Raw genomic sequence first — 26193 nt, 5'->3', positions numbered from 1 at the left:
AGCCCGGGACAGGAGGGCGTGTGCAGTCCACCGCCGGTCGTCCGGGTGTCGCGGGCGCCACCGTCGGGGTGGAGGAGGAGTTCCACCTCGTCGACCCCGAGTCGTTCGCGCTCGCCCCGAGGCCGGAGCTCGTCCGCGCCGCCGCGCGGCGCGAGTTCGGCGAGCGGGTGCACGCCGAGATCACCACCACCCAGCTGGAGACGGCCACCGGCATCTGCCGCACCCTGGGCGAGCTGCGGAGCGCGCTGGCCGGCACCCGGGCGGAGGCGCAGGCCGCGGCGGGCGGCGCCGGGGCCGCGCTCCTCGCGGCCTCCACGCACCCGTCGGCCGGCTGGCGCGAGCAGGTCATCACCCCGGAGCCGCGCTACGAGGCCATGGTGCGGCGGTGGGCCGGGCTCGCCCAGCGCCAGGACATCTGCGGCTGCCACGTGCACGTCGGCGTCCCCGACCTCGACACGGCGATCGCCGTCCTCGACCGGGCGCGGGTGTACCTGCCGGTGCTGCTGGCGATGACCGGCAGCTCCCCGTTCCACGACGGCGGGGACACCGGCTACGAGAGCTACCGGACGCTGTGGTGGGGCCGCTGGCCGCACACCGGCATCCCCGAGCCGTTGGGGTCCGCGGACCGCTTCCGGGCGGTCGTCGACGGGTTGGTCGCCGCCGGCGTCATCGAGGACGCCTCCCACCTGTACTGGGACCTGCGGCCCTCGGCGCACCTGCCCACCGTGGAGTTCCGGCTGGCCGACGTCTGCACCGACCTCGACGACGCCGTGCTGCACGCCACGCTCGCCGCCTCGCTGGTCCGCGTCCTCGTCGCCCGTGCGCGGCGCGACGAGCCCTTCGAGCAGCCGCGATCGGAACTGCTGCGCGCGGCGCGCTGGCGGGCCGCCCGGGACGGCCTCTCCGGATCGCTGTTCGACCCGGTCGCCGGGGTGCTGGTGGACCCCCGCGTCGCGGTCGACGGGCTGCTCGCCGAGCTCGCCGACGACCTCGCCGACCGCGGGGAGGAAGGGGAGGTGCGCGACCTGGTTGACCGGCTGTTCGCGCGGGGTACCTCCGCCGACCGGCAACGGTCCGTCTGGCGGCGCACCGGCGACCTGCGGGAGGTGGCCGCCGCCGTCGTGCACGAAGGGAGCCGGCGATGAGAGGTCTGCGGCACGCCCCGATCCGCGAGCTGGCCCGGCCGCTGCGCAGCCCTGCCGACCTCGACCCCCTCCTCGAGCGGATCGGCGACGCCCGGATCGTGGCCATCGGCGAGGCCAGCCACGGCACCCACGAGTACTACGCGTGGCGGGCGGCGCTGACCCGGCGGCTGGTCGAGGAGCTCGGCTTCGACCTGGTGGCCGTCGAGGGCGACTGGCCCGACTGCTACCGGGTGGACCGCAGCGTGCGGCTGCGGGCCGGCGCCGACGAGGACCCCCGCGACGCCCTCGACGCCTTCGCCCGCTGGCCCACCTGGATGTGGGCCAACGACGACGTCGTCGACTTCTGCCGCTGGCTGCGCGACCACAACGCCGGGCTGCCCGAGGAGCGCCGCGTCGGCTTCTACGGCATCGACGTCTACAGCCTGTGGGACTCGATGCACGCGCTGGTGGACTGGCTCGCCGCGCACGAGCCCGGCCACGTCGACCAGGCCAAGCAGGCGCTGGCCTGCTTCGAGCCCTTTGGAGAGGACGGCGCGGAGTACGCCTTCGCCAGCCGGTTCGCGCCCACGTCCTGCGAGCAGGCCGCCGTCGACCTGCTGCAGGCGCTGTGCGAGCGGCGGGGCGACGCCGAGGCCGTCACCGGGGCCGACGCGCGCTTCGCCGCGGAGCAGAACGCGGCGGTGGTGGTGGGCGCCGAGCGGTACTACCGCGCCATGGTGCGGGGCTCGGCGGAGTCGTGGAACGTCCGCGACGTGCACATGGTCGACACCCTCGACCGGCTCCTGGACCATGCCGGCCCGAAGGCCGTCGTCTGGGAGCACAACACCCACATCGGCGACGCCCGGGCGACCGACATGGCCGCGGCCGGGATGACGAACGTCGGGCAGCTGCTGCGCGAGCGGCACGGTGTCGACGACGTCGTCCTCGTGGGGTTCGGCGGCTACCGCGGCGGCGTGGTCGCGGGGCGGCAGTGGGGCGCGCAGATGGAGCGGATGACGGTGCCCCCGGCCCGGCCCGGCAGCCTGGAGGCCCTGCTGCACGACGCCCTCGGGGAGGACGCGCTCTTCGTCTTCCCGCGCGGGGAGCGGCCGGAGTGGCTGGCCCGGCGGCTGGACCACCGGGCCATCGGCGTCGTCTACCGGCCCGAGCGGGAGAAGTGGGGCAACTACGTGCCCACCGTCCTCGGCGAGCGCTACGACGCCTTCCTCCACCTCGACGACACGACGCCGCTGCAGCCGCTGCACCTCGAGCGGGCCGACGAGCACGTGCCGGTCGGGGCGTTCGACGCGTGAGCGGCCCCGCCGCCGCCGCGACCGGCCGCCTGGTCAGCCGCCCGACGGTCACGCCGCCGGGCGAGGCCTGGCCGGCCGGGGTGCACGCGCTGGACCTCGGCGGGGGAGCGGAGGTGCTGCTCGCCGTCCCGCCGGGCGAGCCGGTCCCGCGTCCGCTGCTGGTGTTCTTCCACGGCGCCGGCGGGACCCCGGCGCAGAGCCTCTCCGCGGTGGGCGCGGCCGCCGCCGGGCGTGGCGTCCTCGTCCTCGCGCCGCGCTCGGGCGCGTCCACCTGGGACCTGATCACCGGGCGGCTGGGCCGGGACGTCGCCGTGCTGGACGCCGCCCTCGCGCAGGTGGCCGAGCGGGCACCGGTCTCCCGCCGCGCGGTCGGCGGGTTCTCCGACGGCGCCTCCTACGCGCTCTCCGTCGGCCCTGCCAACGGCGACCTGTTCGACGCCGTCCTCGCCTTCTCCCCGGGTTTCGCGCACCCGCCGGCACAGGTGGGGGCGCCGCGGCTGTGGATCACCCACGGCACCGGTGACCGGGTGCTGCCGGTGGACCGCTGCGGCCGCCGCCTGGCGACGGCGTTCGACGCGTCGGGTTACGAGGTCACCTACGACGAGTTCGACGGCGGGCACGTGGTGCGGCCGGACGGCGTGGGCACGGCGCTGGACTGGTGGCTGGGCACGGCCTGAGCCCGGCTCACATCGAGCGGGTCTCCCCGGCGCGGTCGGCGAAGGCGTCGGCGATCCGCCCGTCGAGGGCCGCGGTGACCTGGTCGCGGTGCAGCCGGACGCCGTCGGCGTCCGGCCGGCTCCAGTCGGGGGACAGCTCCCCGGCGACCAGGTCGGCGGCTCGCTCGACCTCGGCGCGCTGCTCGTCGTCCCGGCAGACGACGGCGACGTCGCGGAGCATCCGGAGCAGGGCGGTGATCAGCGTCGGCTCGCTCCCGCCGAACCGGGCCACCTGGCCGCACGTCAGGTCCAGGTAGTACCGGATGTCCCGGTCGGGGACGATCGCCCGGCCGACGCCGTCGCCGTCGGCGTGCAGGGTCGGCCCGAGGTGCCGGCCGGTGAGCCGGACCAGCAGGTCGCCCATGTGACCGATCGCCGTCGCCGCCGTCACCGGGTCGTTGATGCTGGGGGACATCGCCTTCACGGCGATGTCCTCGAGCTGGCGGAACCCGAATGCGGCGTCCTGGTCGATCGTCCGCTCGTTGTTGAGGACGACGGCCGCCCGGACGGCGTCACCCAGGTCCTCGCCCCCGCCCCAGGTCGTGGCGATCGGGCTCCCCATGGTGATCATGTCGCCGGGACGGACCTCGACGCGGACGACGGCGTCGTGGTCGCGGGCGGCGTCGACCAACGTGTCCGTGTCCACCACCTCGACGAACCCGCTGCGGTCGGCGCTCACCAGCCGCCCCGCGCTGGTCTCCAGGTCGAGCTCGTCCGGGGACCGCTGCCCGTGGCCGGTGTAGGGGCCGTAGAACGTCTCGATCGCCCGCCGCGCGTCGTCGTGGACCCGCGTCATCATGGTGTCGACCCGCAGCATGCGCACCATGTGGCTGATGAAGGCCAGCAGGCCGCCGACGCAGGCGATGCCGAGCAGGGCGGCGACGAGGCACACCAGCGTCGGCACCGGCTGAGAGCTGTTGATGCCGCGCAGCCCGGTGACGGCGAACACGAAGGTGGCGGTCAGCACCGAGAGGACGCGCTTGGTGACCCCGTCGCGGACGAAGTCGCGCAGCAGCCGGGGCGAGAACTGCTGCGAGGCGAGCTGCAGCGCCACGATCGTGATGCTGAAGGTCAGGGTGGCGATGGTGACCGCGGCCGTGGCCACCAGCTGCAGGAGCGTGCCGGCGGCGCTGGTGTCGGCCGGCCACAGGGCGGCGAGGAACCCGCCGCGGGGTTCCACCATGCCCAGGGCCCACCCGGCGGCGGCGGCCATCACGGCGCTGGCCGCGGGCCAGACCCAGAGAGGTGCCTGCGATCGTGCTGCGCTCGCCTGTCCCCGTTGCGTCACGGGGCGCGCCTACCCGTTCCCGGGCCGATACGCACCGGCGCGAGGACCGGGCCCCGCGCCGGTGCGGTGGGTCAGGCGGAGTCGCGTTGGGTGATGTCCTCGTTCGAGGGGTCGACGTCCTTCGGGCCGCCGGTCTTGGACACCTCCCAGTTGGGGCCCAGCTGCTCCAGGGCGAGCCGGCCGTAGACCTGCTGCTGGGTGGCCACCCGCTCGGAGCGGCCCCGACCGAGGAAGCTGACCATCCAGTGCAGCACCGTCGTGATGCGGCTCTTGAACCCGACGATGTACATGAGGTGCACGACCAGCCACAGCACCCAGGCGATGAAGCCGCTGAACTTGAACTTCCCGATGTCGGCGACCGCCGAGAACCGGGAGATGGTGGCCATCGAACCCTTGTCGAAGTACTCGAACGGCTTCTGCGGCTGCTTGCCGGTGGCCCGCCGCTCGATCGCCTCGGCGGCGTAGCGGCCACCCTGGATGGCGACCTGGGCGACGCCGGGGAGCTTGCCGAGGGCCATCATGTCGCCGACCACGTGGATCTCCGGGTGACCCGGCAGGGTGAGGTCGGGCTGCACCGAGATCCGGCCGGCGCGGTCGACCTCGGCGCCGGTCTGCTCGCCGAGGATCCGGCCCAGCCCGCTGGCCTGCACGCCCGCGGCCCAGATCTTGGTCGCCGCCTGGATGCGGCGGACCTGGCCGTCGGTGTCCTTGACCTCGAGGCCGTCGGCGTCGACGTCGGTGACCATCGCGCCCAGCTGCACCTCGACGCCGATGTCGTTGAGCTGCCGCCGGGCGGCCTCGCCGAGCTTCTTGCCGAACGAGGGCAGCACCGCCGGGGCGGCGTCGAGCAGGATGACCCGCGCGCCCATCGGGTTGATGTTGCGGAAGTCGCGGCGCAGGGTGCGGCGCGCCAGCTCGGCGATCTGCCCGGCCATCTCGACCCCGGTGGGCCCGGCGCCGACGACCACGAAGGTGAGCAGCCGGTCGACCTCGGCCGGGTCCTTCGCGATCTCGGCGAGCTCGAACGCGCCGAAGATCCGGCCGCGGAGCTCGAGGGCGTCGTCGATGCTCTTCATGCCGGGCGCGAACTCGGCGAACTGGTCGTTGCCGAAGTAGGACTGCCCGGCGCCCGCGGCGACGATCAGCTCGTCGTAGGGGTGGACGAGCTTCCGGCCGAGGATCTCGGAGGTCACCGTGCGGGCGGCGACGTCGATGTCGGTGACCTCGCCGAGGACGACGCGCGCATTCTTCTGCCGGCGCAGGATCTCGCGGGTGGCGGGCGCGATCTCGCCCTCGGAGAGGATGCCGGTGGCCACCTGGTAGAGCAGCGGCTGGAACAGGTGCTGGGCGGTCTTGCCGATCAGCGTGATGTCGACCGGGGCCTTCTTGAGGGCCTGCGCGGCGAAGAGGCCGCCGAAGCCGGAGCCGACGATGACGACGCGAGGCCGGCCACCGGGGGAGTCGATCGGGGCGGACGCCTGCGCTGGTGATGTCGTCATGATGTTTTCATCCTTCCACTTGGCCCCGTGCCGGTCGGGAGCACCCCGGGAGATGCACGTCACAGCGTGTCGACCTCGGTCGGCTCGCGGGTCGGCCGCGGTCCCGGTAGACCATCCGGGTGCCGCGATCGGTGTCCGTCGTTCTCGTTCCCGGTCTGGGCCTGGATGAACGTTCCGCGGTCAGGTTGCGCGCGGAACTTGCGGTCGACGTCGTCCTCCTGCCGGGGATGGGGCGGCGCGCACCGGTGCCGTCGGTCGACGACCTGGCGCGCGGGCCCGTCGCGGCACTGCCCGCGGGGCCCGTGGTCCTGGTCGGGCACTCGCAGAGCTGCCAGGTGGTGGCGGCGGCCGCGCGCGCCCCCCGGGTGGTGGGCGTCCTGCTGTGCGGGCCCACCACCGACCCGCGGATGCGCCGGTTCCGGGTGCTCGCGGCGCGCTGGGTGCGCACCGCCCTCGCCGAGCCGTGGTGGCAGGTGCCGCTGATCCTCCGGCAGTGGCTGTGCACGGGGCCGCGCGCGATGAGCTCCCTGTGGCGGTCGGCGTCACCCGACGCGATCGAGGGGCGGCTGGCGGCGGTCACGGCGCCGGTCGTCGTGGTGCGCGGGGACCGCGACGCGCTCTGCCCCCACGACTGGGCCGAGCGGGTGGCCGCCGCCGCGCCGCACGGCCGGCTGGTGGAGCTGCCGGGTGCGGCGCACATGACCGTGCAGACCCACCCCGCCGACCTCGCCGCCCTGCTCGGCGCGTTCTGACCGCCGTCGTCCTCGCCGCACGCCACCCCACCGCGCCGCACACCGCGAGGTCGACCCGGTGACGTGCTGGAACGGCCTCCCTGCAGGGACCCGCCGGGAGCGTGGTGACGTGCTGGAACGGCCTCCCTGCAGGGACCCACCGCGAGCGCAGCGAGTGGTGGGGGGCAGGGAGGTCCTTCTACTGGCCGTCCGTGCGGCTGCGCACCTCGGCGTAGCGCTCCCTGACGTGGGTGGCCGCCGGGGCGTCGAACTCCCGGAGCCCCGGCTGCGCCCACTCGGGCGGGGTGTCGGCGCCGGAGAGCACCCAGGCGGCCTGCCGGGCGGCGCCGTCGGCGACGTACTCGCCGGGCGGCGGCACGAGGACCGGCCGGCCGAAGATCCCCGGGGCCAGCTGCTGCACGGCCTCGGAGCGGGCGGCGCCGCCGATGAGCAGCACCCGCTGCACGTCCACGCCCTGGGCGACGACGGCCTCGATGCCGTCGGCCAGCCCGCAGAGCAGCCCCTCGACGGCGGCACGGGCGAAGTGCGCCGGCGTGGAGGTGCGCAGCGTGAGGCCGTGGACGGCGCCGGTCGCGTCGGGGAGGTTGGGCGTCCGCTCGCCCTCCAGGTAGGGCACGAGCACGAGGCCGTCGGCGCCGGAGGGAGCCGAGAGCGCCAGCTCCGAAAGGGTCGCGTGGTCGACCCCGAGCAGGGCGGTGGCGGCGTCGAGCACCCGGGCGGCGTTCAGCGTGGCCACCAGCGGCAGGTGGTTGCCGGTGGCGTCGGCGAACCCGGCCACGGTGCCGGTCACGTCGGCGACCGCCGTGGGGGTCACCGCCGACACGACGCCGGAGGTGCCGATGGAGACGACGACGTCGCCGGGCCGCGCCGCCAGGCCGAGCGCCGCCGCGGCGTTGTCGCCGGTGCCGGGGCCGAGGACGGCGCGGCCGCCGGCGAGGGTGCCGACGCCCTCGGCGGGGCCGGCGACGCGGGGGACCGCCGGGAGTCGCCCGCGCATGGCCCGCTCGAGCAGGTCGAGGCGGTACTCGCCGGTGCGCGCCGACCAGTAGGCGGTGCCGCTGGCGTCGCCGCGGTCGGTCACCAGCGCGGCCAGGTCGCGGTCGGCCCGCAGCCGCCAGGTCAGCCAGTCGTGGGGCAGGCAGACGGCGGCGGTGCGGTCGGCCTTGCCGGGTTCGGCGTCGGCCAGCCAGCGCAGCTTGGTCGCGGTGAAGGAGGCGACCGGCACCAGCCCGACGGCGTCGGCCCAGGCGCGGCGGCCGGCGTCCTCGTCGCCGTCGCCGAGTTCCCGGATGAGCTCGGCGGCGGCGGGGGCCGACCGCACGTCGTTCCACAGCAGCGCGTCGCGGACGACCTCGCCCTGCTCGTCCAGGCAGACCATCCCGTGCTGCTGACCTCCGACGGCGAGGGCGTCGACGTCGTCGAGGCCGCCCGCCTCCGCCGCCGCGGCGCGGAAGGCGTCCTCCCAGGCGCGGGGGTCGACCTCGGTGCCGGCGGGGTGCGACGCCCGCCCGGAGCGGACGAGCTCTCCGGTCGCCGCGTCCCGGACGACCACCTTGCAGGCCTGGGTGGAGGTGTCGACTCCTGCGACGAGCGTCATCGGACCTGCTCCCGCCCCGGGGTGGCGGTGAGGTCGGCGGGGGGCTGCGCGGACACGGGCGTCATGGGAACGGGACCTTAGGCCGACCGCCGGGCACGCGCCCGCGGGAGGGCGCCGCGCCGCGGGGGAGCCCGCAGCCTTGACCGCCCGACCGGCGACCCCTAATTTGTTTGCTGATCCGACGAATGTCGGGTCCGACGTCCGAGGAGGTGGGCATGGGGGAGGCGCCGTCGCTGTACGACGGGTCGTCGGAGCGTCGGGCCCCGGCTGACCAGGCCACCGTGCGCCGCACCAACCTCGGGCTGGTCCTGCGCCACCTGCGCGACCACGGGCCGCGCTCCCGAGCCCGCATCGCCCAGGAGACCGGCCTGAACAAGGCGACGGTCTCCAGCCTCGTGGCCGAGCTCTCCGACCGCCGCCTCGTCACCGCCGGCGAGGTCGACCGGGCCGGGTCGGTGGGCCGCCCGGGGCTGACCGTGCACCTCGACGGGGCATGCGTCTGCGGCATCGGGGTCGAGCTCAACGTCGACTACGCCGCCGTGCTGGTGCTCGACCTCCGCGGCGGGGTGCTGTTCGAGCAGCGGCTGGCGCTCGACCTCCCCGCGCTCGGGGCCGAGCGGACCCTGGACGCCGTCGCCGACCTGGTGTCCGGCGCCGTCGCGGCGGCCGCCGCCACCGGCGCCCGCCCGGCCGGGCTGACGGTCGCGGTCGCAGGCCTGGTCCGGAGCGTCGACGGCGTGGTGACGCTGGCGCCCAACATCGGCTGGCACGACGTCGCGGTGCTGGACGGCCTGCGCGCCCGCCTGGATGCCGACTTCCCGATCCGCGTGGAGAACGACGCCAACCTCTCCGCCATCGCCGAGTGGGCCATGGGCTCGGAGGCGCGCACCCCCGACCTGGTCTACCTGACCGGTGAGGTCGGCGTCGGTGGCGGCGTCATCGTCGCGGGCCGGCTGCTGCGCGGTGCCGGTGGGCTCTCGGGCGAGGTGGGGCACACGTCGCTGGGCGACCCGGACGCCGTCTGCGGCTGCGGTCGGCGCGGCTGCTGGGAGACCGTGGTCGGCATGGCCGCACTCCTGCGCGCGGCCGCCGATCCCGGCGACCCGGTCGGCGACCCGGCCCGTGACCTCGAGGCCCGCCTGTCGGAGGTGGCCGCCCGGGCCGAGGCCGGCGACGCCCGCACGCTCGCCGCGCTCCACCAGGTCGGCACCTCCCTCGGCACCGGCGCCGCCGTCCTGATCAACCTGTTCAACCCGCGGGTGGTCATCCTCGGCGGCTACTTCGCGGTGCTCGGGGAGTGGCTGATGGAGCCGCTCATGGCCGAGCTGGAGGTCCGGGTGCTGGGGCCCGGGGTGGCCGGCGCGCGCGTCGTCCTCTCCACGCTGGGCTTCACCGCTGCCGTGCGCGGCGGCGCGCACGTCGCCCTCGAGTCGGTGTTCGACGACCCGACGCTGGTCCCCGTGCCCTCCCTCGAGCCGACCGGGGCAGGCGCCCGGTGACCACCCGGCCCGCCCCGGACCGCGGCCGCCCCGTCGACGCCCAGGTCGCCGACCTGGTGACCGACCTCGCCCCCGGCGAGCAGCACACCCCCTCGTCCGCCGACGGCCGCGCGAGCCAGCGCGCGCCGGAGGGCGCCGAGCCCAGCACGCCCCACCGATCGACCCGGACGGAGATCCCCGCATGAGCGACTACACCCCCCGCAAGGACGACAGGTTCAGCTTCGGTCTGTGGACCGTCGGCTGGCAGGGCGTCGACGTCTTCGGCGGCGCCGTCCGGCCCCCGCTCGACCCGGTCGAGGCCGTGCACCGGCTCGCCGAGCTCGGCGCGGCCGCCGTCACCTTCCACGACGACGACCTGGTGCCCGACGACGCCAGCCGCGAGGCGACCCTCGAGCGCTTCAAGAAGGCGCTGGCCGAGACCGGCGTCGGCGTGGAGATGGCCACCACCAACCTGTTCGGCGCCCCGGTGTTCAAGGACGGCGGCTTCACCGCCAACGACCGCGCCGTGCGCCGGTACGCCCTGGCCAAGGTGCTGCGCAACATCGACCTCGCCGCCGAGTTGGGCGCGAAGACCTACGTGCTGTGGGGCGGCCGCGAGGGTGCGGAGTCCGGCGCCACCAAGGACGTCGCCGCCGCGCTCGACCGGTACAAGGAGGGGCTGGACGTCCTCTGCGCCTACGTGCGCGACAAGGGCTACGACATCCGCTTCGCCCTGGAGCCCAAGCCCAACGAGCCGCGCGGCGACATCCTCCTCCCGACCATCGGCCACGCCATCGCCTTCATCAACGAGCTGGAGGAGCCCTCGCGCGTCGGCCTGAACCCCGAGGTCGGGCACGAGGAGATGGCCGGGCTGAACTTCGCCCAGGGCATCGCCCAGGCGCTGTGGCACGACAAGCTCTTCCACGTCGACCTCAACGGCCAGCACGGCCCCCGCTTCGACCAGGACCTGCGCTTCGGCGCCGGCAACCTGCGCGGTGCGTTCTGGACCGTCGACACCCTCCTGGGCTCGGGCACGGGCAAGGCCTACGACGGCTACCTGCACTTCGACTACAAGCCGCCGCGGACCGAGGACATGGACGGGGTCTGGGAGACCGCTCGCGCCTGCATGCGCAACTACCTGATCCTGCGGGAGAAGGTGCAGGCGTTCCGGGCCGACCCCGAGGTCGCCGAGGCCCTGGAGGCCGCGCGCGTGGGCGAGCTCGCCGTCCCGACCCTGGGCGAGGGCGAGTCGCTCGACGCGCTGCGCAGCGAGGCGCACGACCCCGAGGCCCTCGGCGCCCGCGGTCTGCACTTCGAGCGGCTCGACCAGCTGGCGATGGAGCACCTGCTCGGCGTCCGCTGAGCGCAGCCCCGCGCGGGTGGGTGGGGAGGCCCCCACCCACCCGCGCGGGTCAGGCGGGTCGCCGCCGGGCCTCGACGGCGAGCACCGCGAGCACGACGACCGCCGCCGCCTCGATCCAGAAGGACTCCCACCACAGCGGTGCCGCGGTGGTCTCGACGAAGCCGAACAGGCCGACGGTCGTCGACAGCAGGAGGCCCGCGAGGGTGCCGAGCGCGGTCAGTGCTCCCAGCGCCGCGGCGAGCCACAGCAGCCGGCGGGGGGTGACGAGCACCAGCAGGGCGAGGCCGAACCCCGCGATCGCGTTGAGCAGGAACAGCGGACCGATGACGTCGATGGTCCGGTAGCCGTCGAGCCACAGGTCCAGGTGCAGCCAGCCCATCGCGACGAGCAGTGCGCCGCCGATGAGACGCAGCGGCCAGATGAGCGCCCCGGACCGGTCGCGGGTAGGGGCCGTCTTCACGCGACCTCCACGCTGACCTCCATGCCCATCGCCCGGTGGTTGCCCACGGAGCAGTAGAAGACGTAGCTGCCCGGCTCGAGCTCCACCGTGAGGGTCTCCGACTGCCCGGGCTGCAGCACCTGGGTACCGGTGACGTCCTCGCCGTCGCGCTCGACGATGAAGTCGTGGCTGGCGTCGCCCTCGTTCGAGACGGCGAACTCGTAGGTGCCGGCCGAGAAGCTGTCCTCGTCCAACTCGATCGCGAAGTCGATCAGCTGGGCCTCGACGGTCTCCGCCTGCTGCTCACCGGCCGGCGCGGAGGAGGCGGTGGACGCCGAGGTCTCGGCCGCGCTGGGCGTCGTCGACTCGGTGGTGACCTCGGCCGGGGCGTCGGCCACGGCCTCGGTGTCGCCGTCGTCGGAGCCGCAGCCGGCCACGACCAGGGCGAGGCCCGTGATCGCGACGGCCAGGCGATGGGCCGCTGGACGCTTGTTCCAGGAACGCACGGGACCTCCTCCGGACCGGCCACCGGACGGCGACCATCGTGGGATCGAGATCCTGCGGCCGGGCGCCCCGCGGCGGAAGTGCTTCCGGCGCGCCGCTCAGCGGGGCGTCGCGCCGTCGGCGGGTGTGACCTCGTGCTCACACCAGGTGACGACCGTGCTGAGCACCTCGGGGTCCACGGGACCGCGCAGCTCCCGCCGGTACGCGGTCAGCGAGGCGCGACCGGGCTGGCGGCGCAACGTGTGCGTGAGGTCGGGGACCAGCCGGGTCTCGACCCGCCCGCCCACCGTCGCCGCGATCACCGCCAGATCCTCCGGGCGCACCTGCAGGTCCTTGGTGCCGGTGACCGCGAGCACGGGGACGTCGATCCGGCGCAGGTCCTCGCGCGGGTCGTGGGCCAGGAACTCGCGGTGCCAGCGGGCGTTGACCCGGGCGCCGCCGATCCGGGCGACGTCGGTGGTCGTGGCCCGGATCCGCTCGTGGTTGGCGATCACCTTCGTCTCCAGGTCGGTGCGCAGCAGCCGGAGCAGGGCGCGCACCGGCCGCGGCAGCGTGGGGCCGAGCTGCCGGGCCTGCCACCGGAGCAGCTCCTCGCCGGGCGTCGCGCTCATCGCGAGGAGCACCAGCCCGGCCACCGGGGCGCCGCGCGCGGCGAGCGAGGCCGCGAGGAGCGCGCCCTCGCTGTGCCCGGCGAGCAGCACCCGCGCGGGATCGACCTCCGGCCGACCGCGCAGGTGGTCGAGCGCCGCGCCGAGGTCGTCGACGTTGTCGTGCAGGCCGGCGGTCCGCCAGTCACCGGGGCTGCCGCCGACCCCGCGCTTGTCGTAGCGCAGCGAGGCGATCCCGGCCCCGGCCAGCGCGTGCGCCAGCTGGCGGGCGACGTCGAAGCGGGCGCGGCGGTGGTTCGAGTCGCGGTCCAGCGGGCCCGAGCCGGACGCCAGGAGCACGGCGGGGACGGGCAGCGGGGCGTCGGGGAGCGCGAGGGCGCCGGCGAGCGGGCTCGGACCGGGCACCTCGACTGCGACGTCGCGCACGTCAGCGGACCGGCCGGAGCGAGGCGGCCACGGCGTCGGCGTCGTCGGCGCCGACGAGCAACGTGCCGTAGCGCTGGCCCTCGAGGCGGACCCGCACGGCCGGCTGCGCGCGCCGCACGCAGACCAGCGTGCGCTCGCCGGGGCGCCGCCAGGTGCCGACCTTCCGGACGCCGGGGAGCGCCAGGCCGGGGGCGCGCAGACCGCGGGTCGCGGGGAGGGCGTCCGCGACGACCTCGACGGAGCGGATCGCCGAGCGCGGCACGTCGACGTCCCGCAGGAGGCCGGCGATCTTCTCCGTGCGGGTGAGGCGGACGGACAGGGTGGAGGGCGTCAGTTGCAGCGTGGCCATGCCAGTCACTATTCTCAGATCTGAGACTGTTGTCAAACATGAGAACGGTGACGCGTGAACTCGGTCGACCTACTGCTCCACCCGGTGCGGCTGCGTGTCGTGCAGGCGTTCCTCGGCGACCGCACGCTGACCACCGGGGAGCTGCGGTCGGCGCTGCCCGACGTCCCGGTCGCGTCGCTGTACCGGCATGTCGGCGTCCTGGCCGACGCCGGGGTGCTGGCGGTCGTGGGGGAGCGGAAGGTCCGGGGCGCCGCCGAGCGCAGCTACCGGCTCGTGCTCGAGGCGGCGGACGTGCCGGCCGAGGAGCTCGCCGCCATGACCGCCGAGGACCACCGGCGCGCGTTCACCGCCTTCGTCGCCTCGTTGCTCGCCGACTTCGACCGCTACCTCGACCGCGGGGAGCCCGACCTGGCGCGGGACGGCGTCGGCTACCGCCAGGTCGGGCTGTGGCTCACCGACGCGGAGTTCGGCGAGCTCCTGGCCGACCTGCGCGCGGTGCTGCGGGAGCGGCTGGCCAACCGGCCCGGCGACGGGCGCCGGCGCCGGCTGGTCGGCCTGGTGAACCTGCCGGGGGAGGAGCCCCCGGGGCCGGTCAGCCGTTGAGGCGCTTGCGGGCCTTCGCCGCCCGCTTATTCGCCTTGTCCAGCGTCTTCGCGGCCTTGCGCACCCGCCGGGGCTCGCGGTCGACGGTGCCGCGCACCAGCAGGCCGATGCCGATGCCGAGGAGCCAGCTGTCCTTGGCGATCGCCAGCCCCTGCTCGGTGGGGGCGAGGCTGCCCTCCTTCCGCATGCCCGGCGTCTTCAGGTAGAGGCCGAGCAGCCCGCCGGAGAAGGCGGTGAGCGCGGCCCCGGCGACGGCGGTCGGCACGAACGGGGTGAGCAGCGCGGCGCCGATGGCGATCTCCGCCGTCGACAGCGCCTTCGCGAACTGCTGCGGCGCCACGCTGCCCAGGAACGGGTAGGTGCCGGCGGCGAAGCCGTGCATGCCGGCCGCGGCCTCCTCGTCGGCGCCGCGCTTGCCGAGGCCGCTGTTGAGGATGAAGGCGCCGGCGGAGATGCGGGGCGCGATCTCGGACAGGGTGATGGGCAGGCCCATGGGTGTGCACCTCTCGGGTCGGGGGCTGGTCCAGTGCTCAACGAGCGTGCCCCGTGCGCCGGTCGTCAACCGTGCCGCCGTCCCCCCATCGGTCCACGTCACCCGGAACGGCGCCGCGGGCGTGCCACTATGGCGGCGTGGCGTCCACTTCTGCCTCGGCCGGCGTGCTGCTGCGTCACGTGCGCACCGGCCGCGCGCGCAGCCGCGCGGACCTCGTGGCCCTCACCGGCGCGTCGCGGAACACGATCAGCGCGCGCGTCGACCAGCTGATCGCGGCGAACCTCCTGGAGGAGGGCGGCCGGGGCTGGAGCACCGGTGGCCGCCCGCCGACGCTGCTGCAGTTCAACAGCCGGGCCGGGTGCGTCCTCGCCGTCGACCTGGGGGTCACCAGCGTCGACGTCGCCGTCACGGACCTCTCGGCGCAGATCCTGGGCACCGTGGGGCACCCGATCGACATCGCCGACGGGCCGGGCCCGGTGCTCGCCGAGGTCGACCGGCTCGCCCAGAAGGTGCTCGCCGACGTGGGGCTGACCCCGCGTGACGTCTGCGCCGTCGGCGTCGGCGTGCCCGGGCCGGTGGAGTTCTCGACCGGCCGGCCGTCGCACCCACCGATCATGCCGGGGTGGCACGACCACCCCATCCCGACCGCCTTCGGCCGCTACGAGTGCCCCGTCTACGTGGACAACGACGTCAACGTGATGGCGCTGGGCGAGATCGGGGTCGCCGGCTCCTCCCAGGACCTGCTCGTCGTCAAGGTCGGCACCGGCATCGGCTGCGGAGTGATCGTCGACGGCCGCGTCTACCGCGGAGCGCAGGGCAGCGCCGGGGACATCGGGCACATCCACGTGGCCCAGCCCGACGGGCGCACCGTCGTCTGCCGGTGCGGGCAGGAGAACTGCCTCGAGGCGATCGCCGGGGGCGGTGCGCTGCTGCGGGACGCGGTCGCGGCCGGCCTGCCGGTGGAGACGGTCCGCGAGGTCGTGCGGCTGGCCGCCGAGGGCAACGGGGTCGCGCTGGAGCTGGTGCGGGGCGCCGGGCGCACGATCGGCACGGTGCTCGCCTCGCTGGTCAACTTCTTCAACCCGCACCGCATCGTCATGACCGGCGGGGTGGCGCAGGCCGGCGTCCCGCTGCTCGCCGGGATCCGCGAGGCCGTCTACCGGCGGGCGATGCCGCTGGCCGCCCGGACCCTGGAGATCACCGTGAGCGAGGCGCCCGACCTCTCCGGACGGGTGGGAGCCGCGCTCATGGCCATCGAGGAGTTCCTCGACGAGGACTCCGTCGACGCCCTCGCCAGGTAGTGCCCACCCACCCCGCCGTGGGGTGTGCCCGGTCGCGCCGAGTGGGCCCCGCAGGGGTCCGCGCAGGGGCGACGCAACGGCTCCGAGCAGATCGGGGACGGCCGTTGGTCGCGGTGTCGGCCGGAGGCCGACGAAGTAATCGCCGGTCTCGGTTCGGTAACCGCGGCCCAGCAGCCTTGACCCCGTGTGACGCCCCCCATATGTTGTCGCCTCAACGGACTAATGGTCAGCGCTGAGCAAAAGTCTTCCGGAGGTGGCGACGTGGCCGATGCACCGGGTGCACGGAGCAGGGACGGCGCGGGGGCGCCCCTGCTGGAGATGCACGGCATCGTCAAGACCTTCCCGGGCGTGCGGGCGCTCGACGGCGTGGACCTCGACGTGCGCGCCGGTGAGGTGCACTGCCTGCTCGGGCAGAACGGCGCGGGCAAGTCGACGCTGATCAAGGTCCTCGCCGGGGCGCACCAGCCCGACGGCGGCCGGATCGAGTGGCGGGGCGAGCCCGTCGCGCTGACCAACCCGCAGGCGGCGATGAAGCACGGGATCGCCACCATCTACCAGGAGCTCGACCTGGTCGCCGGCCTCACCGTGGCCGACAACATCTTCCTCGGGCGGGAGCTCTCGCGGTTCGGCCTGGCCCGCCCGGCACCGGCGAACGAGGCCGCCGGCACGCTGCTGGCCCGCCTCGGGCACCCGGAGATCAGCCCGACGGCCGAGGTCGGCTCGCTGCCCGCGGCCGCGCAGCAGATGGTCAGCATCGCCCGGGCGCTCTCGCAGGACGCGAAGCTCATCGTGATGGACGAGCCCTCGGCCGTCCTCGACAACGAAGAGGTCCAGCACCTGTTCGAGGTCATCCGCGACCTGACCCGCGACGGTGTCGCGGTCGTGTACATCTCCCACCGGCTCGAGGAGATCCGCGAGGTGGGCGACCGGATCACCGTGCTCAAGGACGGGCGCACCGTGGCCACCGGGCTGCCGGTGCGGGACACCTCCACCCGCCAGGTGATCGAGCTGATGACCGGCCGGGACATCGAGTACGTCTTCCCCGACCGCCGGCCGGTCGCCGCCGCCGAACCGCTGCTCTCGGTCCGCGACCTCGGCCTGCGCGGCACCTTCCACGGCGTGTCCTTCGACGTCCGGCCCGGCGAGGTCGTCGGGCTGGCGGGCCTCGTCGGCTCGGGGCGCTCGGAGATCCTCGAGACGATCTACGGCGCGCGCCGGGCCACCAGCGGCACCGTCTCGGTCGCGGGGAAGCCACTGCGGCCGGGGCGCGTCTCCGCCGCGGTGTCGGCCGGGGTGGGGCTCGCCCCCGAGGAGCGCAAGAGCCAGGCGCTGCTGCTCGGCGACGCCGTCTACCGCAACATCAGCATCGCCAGCCTGGCCCGCTTCGCCCGCGGAGGCTTCCTCTCCGGCAGCAGCGAGAAGGAGGCCGCCCGCGAGCAGGTGCAGGCCCTCGACGTCCGCCCGCCCGACGTCAACCGCGAGGTGCGGACGCTCTCGGGCGGCAACCAGCAGAAGGTCGTGCTCGCCCGCTGGCTGCTGCGCGACTGCCGGGTGCTGCTCCTGGACGAGCCCACCCGCGGGGTCGACGTCGGGGCCCGCTCGGAGATCTACGCGCTGATCCGCGAGCTGGCCGACCGCGGGGTCGCCGTCGTCGTCGTGTCCAGCGAGATCCCGGAGGTCCTGGGCCTCGCCGACCGGGTGCTGGTGATCTCCGACGGAGCGGTCGTCGCCGAGCAACCGGCCGACGCGCTCGACGAGCACGCCGTGCTCGACCTCGTCATGGAGGGAACGGTCGGCCCGCGCCCACGCGGCAACCGGCAGCAGGCCACCGCACAGCCGCACGAAGGGGACGTGGCATGACCGGCAGCACCGCGACGACCGGGGGAGCGGGCGCGCCCGCGCCCTCGAAGGACCGCGCACCCGAGGGCACCAACGGCAAGCGTCCCGGTCTCATGGCCGGGTCGGCGGGGCCGCTGCTCGGCCTCGTCGTGGCCCTGGCCCTGCTCTGCGTCGTCGGCGCGGTGACCGCGCCGGAGCGGTTCGTGGACATCGACAACGTCCTGACCATCCTGCGGCTGGCCGCGGTCGTCGGCGTGGTCAGCATCGGCATGACCTTCGTGATCATCGGCGGCGGCATCGACCTCTCGGTCGGTGCGCTGGTCGCGCTCTCGTCGGTGTGGGCGACCACGCTGGCGACCCAGGCCATGGCCGAGGACTTCCACTGGATCGTCATGGTGTTCACGGCGATCGCGGTGGGCGCCGGGGCGGGGCTGGTGAACGGGGTCGTCATCGCCTACGGGCGCCTGGTGGCCTTCATCGCCACCCTCGCCATGCTCGCCGCGGCGCGCGGGCTGGCCGAGATCATCGCCAACCGCCGGACCCAGATCGTGCAGAACGACGGCTTCCTCGACTTCTTCGGCGGCGACGTCCTGGGCGTCCCGATGCTGGTGATCATCTGGGCGCTGGTGTCGATCGGCGGCTGGATCCTGCTCAACCGCACCACGTTCGGCCGGCACACCTTCGCCGTCGGCGGCAACGCCGAGGCCGCGCGGCTCGCCGGGATCCGGGTGCAGTGGCACACCCTCAAGCTCTACGTGCTCTCCGGCATCACCTGCGGCATCGCCGCCGTGATGCTCATGGCCCGGACGACGACCGGTAGCTCGACCCACGGCACGCTGCTGGAGCTCGAGGTGATCGCCGCCGTCGTGATCGGCGGCACCCTGCTCACCGGTGGGCGCGGCACGATCGTCGGCACCGTCCTGGGCGTGCTGATCTTCGTCACGCTCGGCAACATCTTCACGCTCAACAACCTCTCCAGCTCGGTCCAGGCGGTCGCGCGCGGCGTGATCATCGTGGTCGCCGTCCTGCTCCAGATGCGGCTCGCCGAGGGCCGCGGGGGCGGCTCGGGCTGGCTGCACCGCCTGCGTTCCGGCCGGGGCGAGTCGTCCTCCGGCGGACCGGTCGCCGGGGGCTCCCCGGCGGGCGCGGTGGCCGGTGGCACGAGCGTGCCGGGTGCCCCCGGCGGGGACCGGCCCGGCGCCGGCCCCACCCCCTGACCGAACCACCCGTCCCACCCACCCGCACCTGCCGGCGACCCGCCGGAGAAGCACCCCGAGGAGAGAACATGTCTGCAGCGAGGCAGCGCCCCTACCGTCGCCTGATGTCCACCGCGGTCGCCCTGGCCGGCGCCGGCGTGCTCGTCGCCGGCTGCACCAGCAACGAGCCGGAGACCCCCGCGTCGGAGGGTGGCGGCGGCGGGAACGCGGTCGCCAGCTCGAACGACGAGGTGGGCGAGACCGTCCGGATCGGCTTCTCGGCACCGGCCGCCGACCACGGCTGGATGGCGGGCATCACCGAGGCCGCCCGCGCCGAGGCCGAGAACTACGAGGACGTCGACCTGATCGTCGCCGAGGGCACCAACGACGTCAGCACGCAGATCAGCCAGGTCGAGACCTTCATCAACGAGGGCGTCGACGCGATCGTGCTGCTGCCCTTCGACGGCGCCGCGATGACCCCGGTCGCGCTGCAGGCGATGGAGGCCGGCATCCCGGTGATCAACGTGGACCGCGAGTTCAACAGCCCGTTCGCCGCCCGCGCCACCATCCTGGGCGACAACTACGGCATGGGCGTCTCCGCCGGCACCTACATCTGCGAGCAGGTGGGCGACAACCCCGACGCCGTCGTCGCCGAGATCGCCGGCATCGACTCGCTGCCCCTGACCCAGGACCGCAGCCAGGGCTTCGCCGACGCGCTCGCCGACTGCGGCCTCGACGTCGACAACCGCGTCGCGGCCGACTTCACCGTCGAGGGCGGCGAGGAGGCCGCGGCCAACCTGCTGCAGGCCGCGCCGCAGATCGACGCCCTGTGGAACCACGACGACGACCAGGGCGTCGGCGTCCTGGCCGCGATCGAGAACGCCGGCCGCGACGAGTTCGTGATGGTCGGCGGCGCCGGGTCGGCGAACGCCATGCGCGAGATCCAGGAGGGCGACTCCGTCCTCCAGGCGACCGTCATCTACCCGCACACCCAGGCCGCTGACGGCATCGCGCTCGCCCGCCTGGTCGCGCAGGGCAAGTCGCTGTCCGACCTGGTCTCGCCCGAGGTCCCGCGGGAGATCGTGCTCAACGCCCCCGTCGTCACCGCCGAGAACGTCGAGGACTACATCGACCGCGCGTTCGAGTCCTGATCCGTCCACGGTGCGGCAGGGGAGCGTTCGCGCTCCCCTGCCGCGCCACCCCCGCTCCGGAGTTGCAGATGACCCCCACCCTCGGCATCGGGCTGATCGGCTACGCCTTCATGGGCGCCGCGCACTCGCACGCCTGGCGCACCGCCCCCCACTTCTTCGACCTCCCCCTGCGCCCGGAGCTGACCGTGCTGGCCGGCCGGGACCCCGCCAAGGTCGCCGAGGCCGCCGGCAAGCTCGGCTGGCGCGGCACCGAGACCGACTGGCGCCGGGTGGTCGAGCGCGAGGACGTCGACCTGGTCGACGTCTGCACCCCCGGCAACACCCACGCCGAGATCGCGATCGCCGCACTCGAGGCCGGCAAGCACGTCCTGTGCGAGAAGCCGCTGGCCAACACCGTCGCCGAGGCCGAGGCGATGGCCGAGGCCGCCGCCAAGGCGGCGACCCGCGGCGTGCGGTCGATGGTGGGCTTCACCTACCGGCGGGTGCCCGCCATCGGGCTGGCCCGCAAGCTGGTGGCCGACGGCCGGATCGGGGAGGTCCGGCACGTCCGCGCGCAGTACCTGCAGGACTGGATCGCCGACCCGTCGGCCCCGATGTCGTGGCGGCTGGAGAAGGACAAGGCCGGCTCCGGCGCGCTCGGCGACATCGGGGCGCACGTCGTCGACCTGACGCAGTACATCACCGGCCAGACCCTCACCGGGGTCAGCGCGGCGCTGGAGACCTTCGTGACCGAGCGCCCGCTGCCCGCGGAGAGCGGCAAGCTCGGGGGCGTGGGGGGAGCGGGGACCGGACAGGTCACCGTCGACGACGCGGCCGCCTTCCTCGCGCGGTTCACCGGGGGAGCGCTCGGCGTCTTCGAGGCCACCCGTTTCGCGCTCGGCCGCAAGAACGGTATCCGCATCGAGATCAACGGCTCGGCCGGCAGCCTGGCCTTCGACTTCGAGGACATGAACGTCCTGCAGTTCTTCGACGGCAGCGAGCCCGCGGAGACCGCCGGTTTCCGCCGGATCATCGTCACCGAGCCCGAGCACCCCTACGTCGGCGCCTGGTGGCCGGCCGGGCACGGCCTGGGCTACGAGCACGGCTTCACCCACCAGGTCGTCGACCTCGTCACCGCGATCGCGGCCGGCGAGGACCCGGCGCCGTCGTTCGCCGACGGCCTGCAGGTGCAGCGGGTGCTCGACGCCGTCGAGCGCAGCGCCGCCGATCGCTCGGCCTGGACCGAGATTCCCTCATGATCACCGACCCGCGAGGAGACAGCTGATGCCCCGTCCCGTCACCCTCTTCACCGGCCAGTGGGCCGACCTGCCCTTCGAGGAGATGTGCCGGCTGGCCTCCGGCTGGGGCTACGACGGCCTGGAGATCGCCTGCTGGGGCGACCACCTCGACGTCGAGCGCGCCGCGAACGACGACTCCTACGTCCAGGAGAAGCTCGACCTGCTCAAGCGGCACGACCTGCAGGTGTTCGCCATCTCCAACCACCTCAACGGCCAGGCCGTCTGCGACGACCCGATCGACGAGCGGCACCGGGGCATGGTGCACCCGCGCGTGTGGGGCGACGGCGACCCCGAGGGCGTCCGGCAGCGGGCCGCCGAGGAGATGGAGCTGACCGCCCGCGCGGCGGCGAAGCTGGGCGTGAAGACCGTCGTCGGGTTCACCGGGTCGAAGATCTGGAAGACCGTGGCGATGTTCCCGCCGGTGCCTGAGTCGATGATCGAGGACGGCTACCGCGACTTCGCCGACCGCTGGAACCCGATCCTCGACGTCTTCGACGAGGTCGGGGTGCGCTTCGCGCACGAGGTGCACCCGTCGGAGATCGCCTACGACTACTGGACGACGGTCCGCACCATGGAGGCGATCGGGCACCGCGAGGCGTTCGGCCTCAACTGGGACCCGTCGCACTTCGTGTGGCAGGACCTGGACCCGGTCGGCTTCATCTGGGACTTCAAGGACCGGATCTACCACGTCGACTGCAAGGACGCGAAGAAGCAGGTCGGCAACGGCCGCAACGGCCGGATGGGCTCGCACCTGCCCTGGGCCGACCCGCGGCGCGGGTGGGACTTCGTCTCCACCGGGCACGGCGACGTCCCGTGGGAGGCCTGCTTCCGCATGCTCAACACCATCGGCTACGACGGGCCGATCTCGGTGGAGTGGGAGGACGCCGGCATGGACCGCCTGGTCGGCGCCCCCGAGGCGCTGGAGTTCGTCCGCCGGCTGGCGTTCGACCCGCCGTCGGCGGCGTTCGACGCCGCCTTCTCCAGCGGGAACTGAGCACTCCGCGCCGCCGCTGGGATCAGGGAACCTGATCACCGAGCGTCCTCCCGCACGGTCGGCGGTGAGGGAGGACGCGCGGCGGTGAGGGAGGACGGGTGGGGTGGCCGGAGACGTCCGGCCACCCCACCCGTGTGCTCAGCGGCCTCGGCGGGAGCGGGCGCTGAACGAGGCGGCCGACGACGAGCCGGCCCGGGCGGCGAGCTCGGCGCGGGTGCGGGCCGGGCCGCTGGGCCGGCCGGAACCCGAGCCGCCGCTGCGCCCGGACGAGCCGGCCGGCTTGGCCGCGGCCGAGCCCGAACCGGAGCCCGAGCCGCCACGACGGCGGCGTCCACCGCCGGAGCCCTGCGGCTGCGGCTCGGGCGCGGGGGCCGGCTCCACGTAGGGGGCCGCCGGACCGGCGAGCTCCGCGATCTCCTCGGAGCCCGGGCGCACCTGGCTGACCACCGGGTTGATGCCGGCCTGGCGGGTGAGCGTGCGCACCTCGCCGACCATGTCGGGCGTGGTGATGGTGACGACGATGCCACCGGCACCGGCGCGGGCCGTGCGGCCCGAGCGGTGCAGGTAGGCCTTGTGCTCGGTCGGCGGGTCGACGTGCACGACCAGCGCGACGTCGTCGACGTGGATGCCGCGGGCGGCGATGTCGGTCGCGCACAGCACCCGGGTCGAGCCGTTGCTGAACGCCTCGAGGTTGCGCTCGCGCGCGTTCTGGCTCAGGTTGCCGTGCAGGTCGACCGCGGGGATGCCCTGGGCGGTGAGCTGCTTGGCGAGCTTCTTCGCCTGGTGCTTGGTGCGGGTGAACAGCACGCTGCGGCCCAGCCCGGACGCGAGCTGGCGGACGACCTCACCCTTGTCGGCGGTCTGCACGTGGAAGACGTGGTGGGTCATGGTGCTGACCGGCGCGACCGCCGGGTCGACCGAGTGGGTCACCGGGCTGCTCAGGTAGCGCTTCACCAGCACGTCGACGCCGTTGTCCAGCGTGGCGGAGAACAGCAGCCGCTGACCGGTCTTCGGCGTGCGGTCCATGAGGCGCTTGACGCCCGGCAGGAAGCCCAGGTCGGCCATGTGGTCGGCCTCGTCGAGGATGGTGATCTCCACGCCGCCGAGGTCGCAGTGCCCCTGGCCGATGAGGTCCTCGAGCCGGCCCGGACAGGCGATGACGACGTCGACGCCCTGGGCCAGGGCCTGCACCTGCGGGTTCTGGCCGACGCCACCGAAGATCGTCGTCGTCTTCATGCCCAGGGCGCGGGCCATGGGGTCGACGACGGCGGCGACCTGGTTGGCCAGCTCGCGGGTCGGGACCAGGATCAGCGAACGAGGCCGCTTGGGCTGCCGCTTGCTGTCCGACGCCGCGAGGCGCGCGACGAGCGGCAGGCTGAAGGCCAAGGTCTTGCCTGAGCCGGTGCGCCCGCGGCCGAGGACGTCGCGGCCGCCGAGGCTGTCGGGCAGCGTGGCGACCTGGATGGGGAACGGCGCGGTGATGCCGCTGCCGGTGAGCACCTCGACCAGCGGCGCGGGGACGCCGAGGGCCTCGAAGCTGGTGTCGGTGGGGAGCACGGTGGCGTCGGCGCCGACCGGGACCACGACGGGCGCGGGCACGGCCGCGGGCGCGGGGCGGTGCTGGACCTGCTGCTCGCCGGCCGGGCGGGTGCCGCGGCCGCGCCCACCGCGGCGGCGGCGGGGGGTCTCGGAGGAGGCAGGGGAGTTGCTGATGGAGGTCACTGGGGTCCTTCGACGCTCGAGTGGCCGCACGAGCACCTCGGCGAGCGCGAGCGCCGGCACGTCTGCACGGTGGCAGGGCGGGCTCGCATCGTCGGCGAGACGTCGGTCAGCCGGGCGCACCAAGGTGGCGCAGCCTCAGCCCGACGTCGATTCCTGCCGCTCCGGATGAGCGAGGGCGGCGCCGGTACGTAGTACTCAACCAGAGATCACCGCGTCGTGGTCCCAGGTGGGGGGAGTCCCCCGTCACATCGGGTGAGCCGTCGGTCCGCGGTAGGTGCGGCGGTAGGCCAGCGGCGCGACCCCGATGGCGGCGTGCAGGTGCTGGCGCATCGACGCCGTCGTCCCGAAGCCGGACCGCTCGGCGACCCGCTCGACCGGCACGTCGGTCGACTCCAGCAGCCGGCGGGCGAGGGCGACCCGTTGCTGCACCAGCCACCGGGTGGCCGAGGACCCGGTCTCCTCGCGGAAGCGCCGGGTGAAGGTGCGGACGCTCATCCGCGCGTGCGCGGCGAGGTCGGCCAGGGCGAGCGGCTCGGCGAGGTGCTCCAGCGCCCAGGCGCGGGTGGCCGCCGTGCCGGAGTCACCGAGCTCGGGCACGGGCCGCTCGATGAACTGCGACTGGCCGCCGTCCCGCCACGGGGCGACGGCGCTGCGCCGGGCGACCCGGCCGGCCACCTCGCTGCCGTGGTCCCAGACACCGCCGGCCGGCCGGCCGGGTGAGTGACCTCCGCGTCGCCAATAGTTCGCAGCGATGCCTGCTCGGGCGGCAACCCCTTGACGGCCCGACCTCGTGGCGGTCGTATGCGACCCGAGCATCTCTGGGGGAGGCACCCGTTGCAAACAATCGCCCGCGCCGCCCTGACCATGTCGCTCCTGACCAGCTTCATGATCCTGGATCTGACTTCTGCAAGGGCGCAGGAGAGCCAGACCGCGACGGGTCAAATTGCCGCAATAAGCCATGGAGGAGTGGGTGCATACATAGACGAAGAAGGCGGTCGTAGACGCATTCTTACGAGTCGCCTACTCAATGAATTAGAATCTCAACTATCGGTCATATACACGATCAGCCCCGAGGTGGTCCCGGAAGCAGGAGCGGACTATGTAATGGGCACCGCCGGGGCCGTGGGGGCCACGGGGGTTTATACGGCACACTGGCTCGCCCGCCAGCACCTCGAGGGGGTCGGGACTCCCCTGGAGTACTGGCTTGAGCATCAAGCGGTGCAGCTATGCATCTGGAACGTGGGAGGCGGATTTGACTTGAGCCCATCTCGCGTGCCGGATCAGGTCGTGCTTGCTAGAGCTCGCGAACTGTGCGCCGCCGCTGATGCAGCCGACCCCGAGGGGAACCAGGAGTACTTCTCGGAGATCAACCGGCAGATCTACATAAGACTCAGCGTCCGCCGAGCAACGGCGACCCGCGTTTTTCTAGAAGCGACTCTCAAAGATGCGGAAGATAACAAAGGTATAACGGACAGAATGCTGGCAATCTCTTACGACGGAGTGGAAAGCCAAGGTACTACGGGCGAGGGTGGAGTGCTGCGCGTCGACTACGAGAGAAGTGACGAAACGGTGCAGTTCGATGCTCAATATGCCACGAACTTCAATCCCGGCAATGCCTGGATAAGTGCGGACGGCACACAGCCACCCATCGTCTCGGGGGACAAGCTCCCAGCGACCTTTTTCGCGACGCGAGAGATCCAGCCGAAGGACTTGGCGAGCAAGGAAGACCTCGCGTTCCAGTCGATTGGTCGAGTCGTCGGCGTCACGGGAGCAACTGTGAGTCTCATTCTCGTCGTCGGCGGATGGTTGATCAACTTCTCGATCTCGATCGCGGCGTTCCTTTACAGTCGGCGAGCCACGATCGCCGCGGAGCGTCAGTGACGGTCCTCTGATCGACAGGATCAGCGGCAAGGCGTAGATCCGGGCCACTTGACGCCGGGCCAGGCGGAGAACCTGACCCGACGCGGCAGGTCGCTGGACGGCCACCCGCACGGTGCCGTCCCGCATGGCGGAGGTGCCGTAGACCCCGGGCGCGACGACGGTCTCCGCCGTCTCCAGGGTCGAGGCGCCGTGCCCCTCGAGCAGCGAGAAGCCGGCCGAGGTGCGCACCTGCCCGCCGTCGAGGCTGGCCACCCACACCCGGGAGAGCCTGTTGTCGTCG

General features: G+C 73.9%; 25 protein-coding genes. 15 read left to right on the top strand and 10 right to left on the bottom strand.

Translation table 11 applies throughout. The features are described 5' to 3' along the window. Positions 1–20 precede the first annotated feature (20 nt). The 3 genes from ACI79P_RS05230 to ACI79P_RS05220 are packed head-to-tail and all read left to right on the top strand — an operon-like array spanning position 21 to position 3114. The gene (locus tag ACI79P_RS05230) at positions 21–1145 is read left to right on the top strand and encodes a carboxylate-amine ligase (protein ID WP_456579970.1); all 1125 of its coding nucleotides are present in this window, start codon (positions 21–23) and stop codon (positions 1143–1145) included. Next, positions 1142–2437, top strand: coding sequence for an erythromycin esterase family protein (locus ACI79P_RS05225; RefSeq protein ID WP_456579969.1), 1296 nt, complete (start codon positions 1142–1144; stop codon positions 2435–2437). The genes ACI79P_RS05230 and ACI79P_RS05225 overlap by 4 nt, the downstream gene beginning before the upstream one ends. Beyond that, complete coding sequence (locus ACI79P_RS05220) at positions 2434–3114, top strand: alpha/beta hydrolase (RefSeq protein WP_456579968.1); 681 nt, start codon at positions 2434–2436, stop codon at positions 3112–3114. Before ACI79P_RS05225 ends, ACI79P_RS05220 begins: the two co-directional genes overlap by 4 nt. Before the next feature lie 7 nt (positions 3115–3121). Here ACI79P_RS05220 and ACI79P_RS05215 read toward each other — a convergent pair whose 3' ends face one another. Together ACI79P_RS05215 and ACI79P_RS05210 are read right to left on the bottom strand one after the other, a co-directional pair. Then, on the bottom strand, positions 3122–4441 hold the full coding sequence (locus ACI79P_RS05215; RefSeq protein WP_456579967.1) for a DUF2254 domain-containing protein: 1320 nt from the start codon (positions 4439–4441) through the stop codon (positions 3122–3124). A gap of 71 nt (positions 4442–4512) precedes the next feature. Next, positions 4513–5940 carry an NAD(P)/FAD-dependent oxidoreductase gene (locus ACI79P_RS05210; RefSeq protein WP_456579966.1) on the bottom strand — a complete coding sequence of 476 codons (1428 nt, stop codon included), beginning with the start codon at positions 5938–5940 and terminating at the stop codon, positions 4513–4515. 119 nt (positions 5941–6059) lie between these two features. On the opposite strand from ACI79P_RS05210, the gene ACI79P_RS05205 reads away from it, so the two are divergent. After that, on the top strand, positions 6060–6692 hold the full coding sequence (locus ACI79P_RS05205) for an alpha/beta fold hydrolase (protein ID WP_456579965.1): 633 nt from the start codon (positions 6060–6062) through the stop codon (positions 6690–6692). A 178-nt stretch (positions 6693–6870) separates the two neighbouring features. On the opposite strand, the gene ACI79P_RS05200 is transcribed toward ACI79P_RS05205, so the two are convergent. Continuing rightward, positions 6871–8289: a xylulokinase gene (locus ACI79P_RS05200; RefSeq protein WP_456579964.1), complete on the bottom strand. Its 1419-nt coding sequence runs from the start codon at positions 8287–8289 to the stop codon at positions 6871–6873. Positions 8290–8504: 215 nt separating this feature from the next. Here ACI79P_RS05200 and ACI79P_RS05195 point away from each other — a divergent pair, with 215 nt between their 5' ends. From ACI79P_RS05195 to xylA, 3 genes are read left to right on the top strand one after another with little or no spacing between them, the layout of a single operon-like run. Further along, positions 8505–9788 carry an ROK family transcriptional regulator gene (locus ACI79P_RS05195; protein ID WP_456579963.1) on the top strand — a complete coding sequence of 428 codons (1284 nt, stop codon included), beginning with the start codon at positions 8505–8507 and terminating at the stop codon, positions 9786–9788. Continuing rightward, positions 9785–9973, top strand: coding sequence for a hypothetical protein (locus ACI79P_RS05190; RefSeq protein WP_456579962.1), 189 nt, complete (start codon positions 9785–9787; stop codon positions 9971–9973). Before ACI79P_RS05195 ends, ACI79P_RS05190 begins: the two co-directional genes overlap by 4 nt. Further along, positions 9970–11130: a xylose isomerase gene (xylA, locus tag ACI79P_RS05185; protein ID WP_456579961.1), complete on the top strand. Its 1161-nt coding sequence runs from the start codon at positions 9970–9972 to the stop codon at positions 11128–11130. Before ACI79P_RS05190 ends, xylA begins: the two co-directional genes overlap by 4 nt. 49 nt (positions 11131–11179) lie before the next feature. Here the strand turns inward: xylA and ACI79P_RS05180 are convergent, their stop codons facing one another. The 4 genes from ACI79P_RS05180 to ACI79P_RS05165 all read right to left on the bottom strand — a co-directional run bounded on the left by ACI79P_RS05180 (position 11180) and on the right by ACI79P_RS05165 (position 13456). Beyond that, positions 11180–11590, bottom strand: coding sequence for a hypothetical protein (locus tag ACI79P_RS05180; protein ID WP_456579960.1), 411 nt, complete (start codon positions 11588–11590; stop codon positions 11180–11182). Further along, positions 11587–12075, bottom strand: coding sequence for a cupredoxin domain-containing protein (locus ACI79P_RS05175; protein ID WP_456579959.1), 489 nt, complete (start codon positions 12073–12075; stop codon positions 11587–11589). The genes ACI79P_RS05180 and ACI79P_RS05175 overlap by 4 nt, the downstream gene beginning before the upstream one ends. Before the next feature lie 96 nt (positions 12076–12171). Beyond that, a complete protein-coding gene (locus ACI79P_RS05170) occupies positions 12172–13107 on the bottom strand; it encodes an alpha/beta hydrolase family protein (protein WP_456579958.1) in 936 nt (311 codons plus the stop codon). A gap of 1 nt (position 13108) precedes the next feature. Further along, positions 13109–13456 (bottom strand): hypothetical protein, encoded by a 348-nt coding sequence (locus tag ACI79P_RS05165; protein WP_456579957.1) that lies wholly within the window; start codon positions 13454–13456, stop codon positions 13109–13111. Between the two features lie 54 nt (positions 13457–13510). Here ACI79P_RS05165 and ACI79P_RS05160 point away from each other — a divergent pair, with 54 nt between their 5' ends. After that, positions 13511–14059 carry a helix-turn-helix domain-containing protein gene (locus ACI79P_RS05160; protein WP_456579956.1) on the top strand — a complete coding sequence of 183 codons (549 nt, stop codon included), beginning with the start codon at positions 13511–13513 and terminating at the stop codon, positions 14057–14059. Here ACI79P_RS05160 and ACI79P_RS05155 read toward each other — a convergent pair. Then, entirely contained in the window at positions 14049–14552 is a 504-nt protein-coding gene (locus ACI79P_RS05155; protein ID WP_456579955.1) for a hypothetical protein, read from the bottom strand. The genes ACI79P_RS05160 and ACI79P_RS05155 overlap by 11 nt on opposite strands. 137 nt (positions 14553–14689) lie before the next feature. Between ACI79P_RS05155 and ACI79P_RS05150 the strand changes: the two genes are divergently transcribed. The 6 genes from ACI79P_RS05150 (at position 14690) to ACI79P_RS05125 (ending at position 22310) form a co-directional block, all read left to right on the top strand. Beyond that, positions 14690–15853 carry an ROK family protein gene (locus ACI79P_RS05150; RefSeq protein WP_456579954.1) on the top strand — a complete coding sequence of 388 codons (1164 nt, stop codon included), beginning with the start codon at positions 14690–14692 and terminating at the stop codon, positions 15851–15853. 261 nt (positions 15854–16114) lie between these two features. Continuing rightward, a complete protein-coding gene (locus ACI79P_RS05145; RefSeq protein WP_456579953.1) occupies positions 16115–17713 on the top strand; it encodes a sugar ABC transporter ATP-binding protein in 1599 nt (532 codons plus the stop codon). Further along, positions 17710–18909 carry an ABC transporter permease gene (locus ACI79P_RS05140; RefSeq protein ID WP_456579952.1) on the top strand — a complete coding sequence of 400 codons (1200 nt, stop codon included), beginning with the start codon at positions 17710–17712 and terminating at the stop codon, positions 18907–18909. The genes ACI79P_RS05145 and ACI79P_RS05140 overlap by 4 nt, the downstream gene beginning before the upstream one ends. A 104-nt stretch (positions 18910–19013) precedes the next feature. Then, positions 19014–20039 carry a substrate-binding domain-containing protein gene (locus tag ACI79P_RS05135; RefSeq protein WP_456579951.1) on the top strand — a complete coding sequence of 342 codons (1026 nt, stop codon included), beginning with the start codon at positions 19014–19016 and terminating at the stop codon, positions 20037–20039. A gap of 68 nt (positions 20040–20107) precedes the next feature. Then, positions 20108–21277 (top strand): Gfo/Idh/MocA family protein, encoded by a 1170-nt coding sequence (locus ACI79P_RS05130; protein ID WP_456579950.1) that lies wholly within the window; start codon positions 20108–20110, stop codon positions 21275–21277. Positions 21278–21302: 25 nt separating this feature from the next. Then, positions 21303–22310 (top strand): sugar phosphate isomerase/epimerase family protein, encoded by a 1008-nt coding sequence (locus ACI79P_RS05125; protein WP_456579949.1) that lies wholly within the window; start codon positions 21303–21305, stop codon positions 22308–22310. Between the two features lie 138 nt (positions 22311–22448). Here the strand turns inward: ACI79P_RS05125 and ACI79P_RS05120 are convergent, their stop codons facing one another. Then, positions 22449–24032: a DEAD/DEAH box helicase gene (locus ACI79P_RS05120; protein WP_456579948.1), complete on the bottom strand. Its 1584-nt coding sequence runs from the start codon at positions 24030–24032 to the stop codon at positions 22449–22451. 243 nt (positions 24033–24275) lie between these two features. Beyond that, entirely contained in the window at positions 24276–24707 is a 432-nt protein-coding gene (locus ACI79P_RS05115; protein WP_456579947.1) for a helix-turn-helix domain-containing protein, read from the bottom strand. Positions 24708–24896: 189 nt separating this feature from the next. On the opposite strand from ACI79P_RS05115, the gene ACI79P_RS05110 reads away from it, so the two are divergent. After that, positions 24897–25913: a hypothetical protein gene (locus tag ACI79P_RS05110; RefSeq protein WP_456579946.1), complete on the top strand. Its 1017-nt coding sequence runs from the start codon at positions 24897–24899 to the stop codon at positions 25911–25913. The last annotated feature ends 280 nt before the right edge of the window (positions 25914–26193 follow it).

This window comes from Blastococcus sp. SYSU DS0510, from assembly GCF_054050835.1.
Note: the sequence above shows the minus strand (reverse complement) of the source record. Positions and strands in the feature narration are given on the sequence as shown.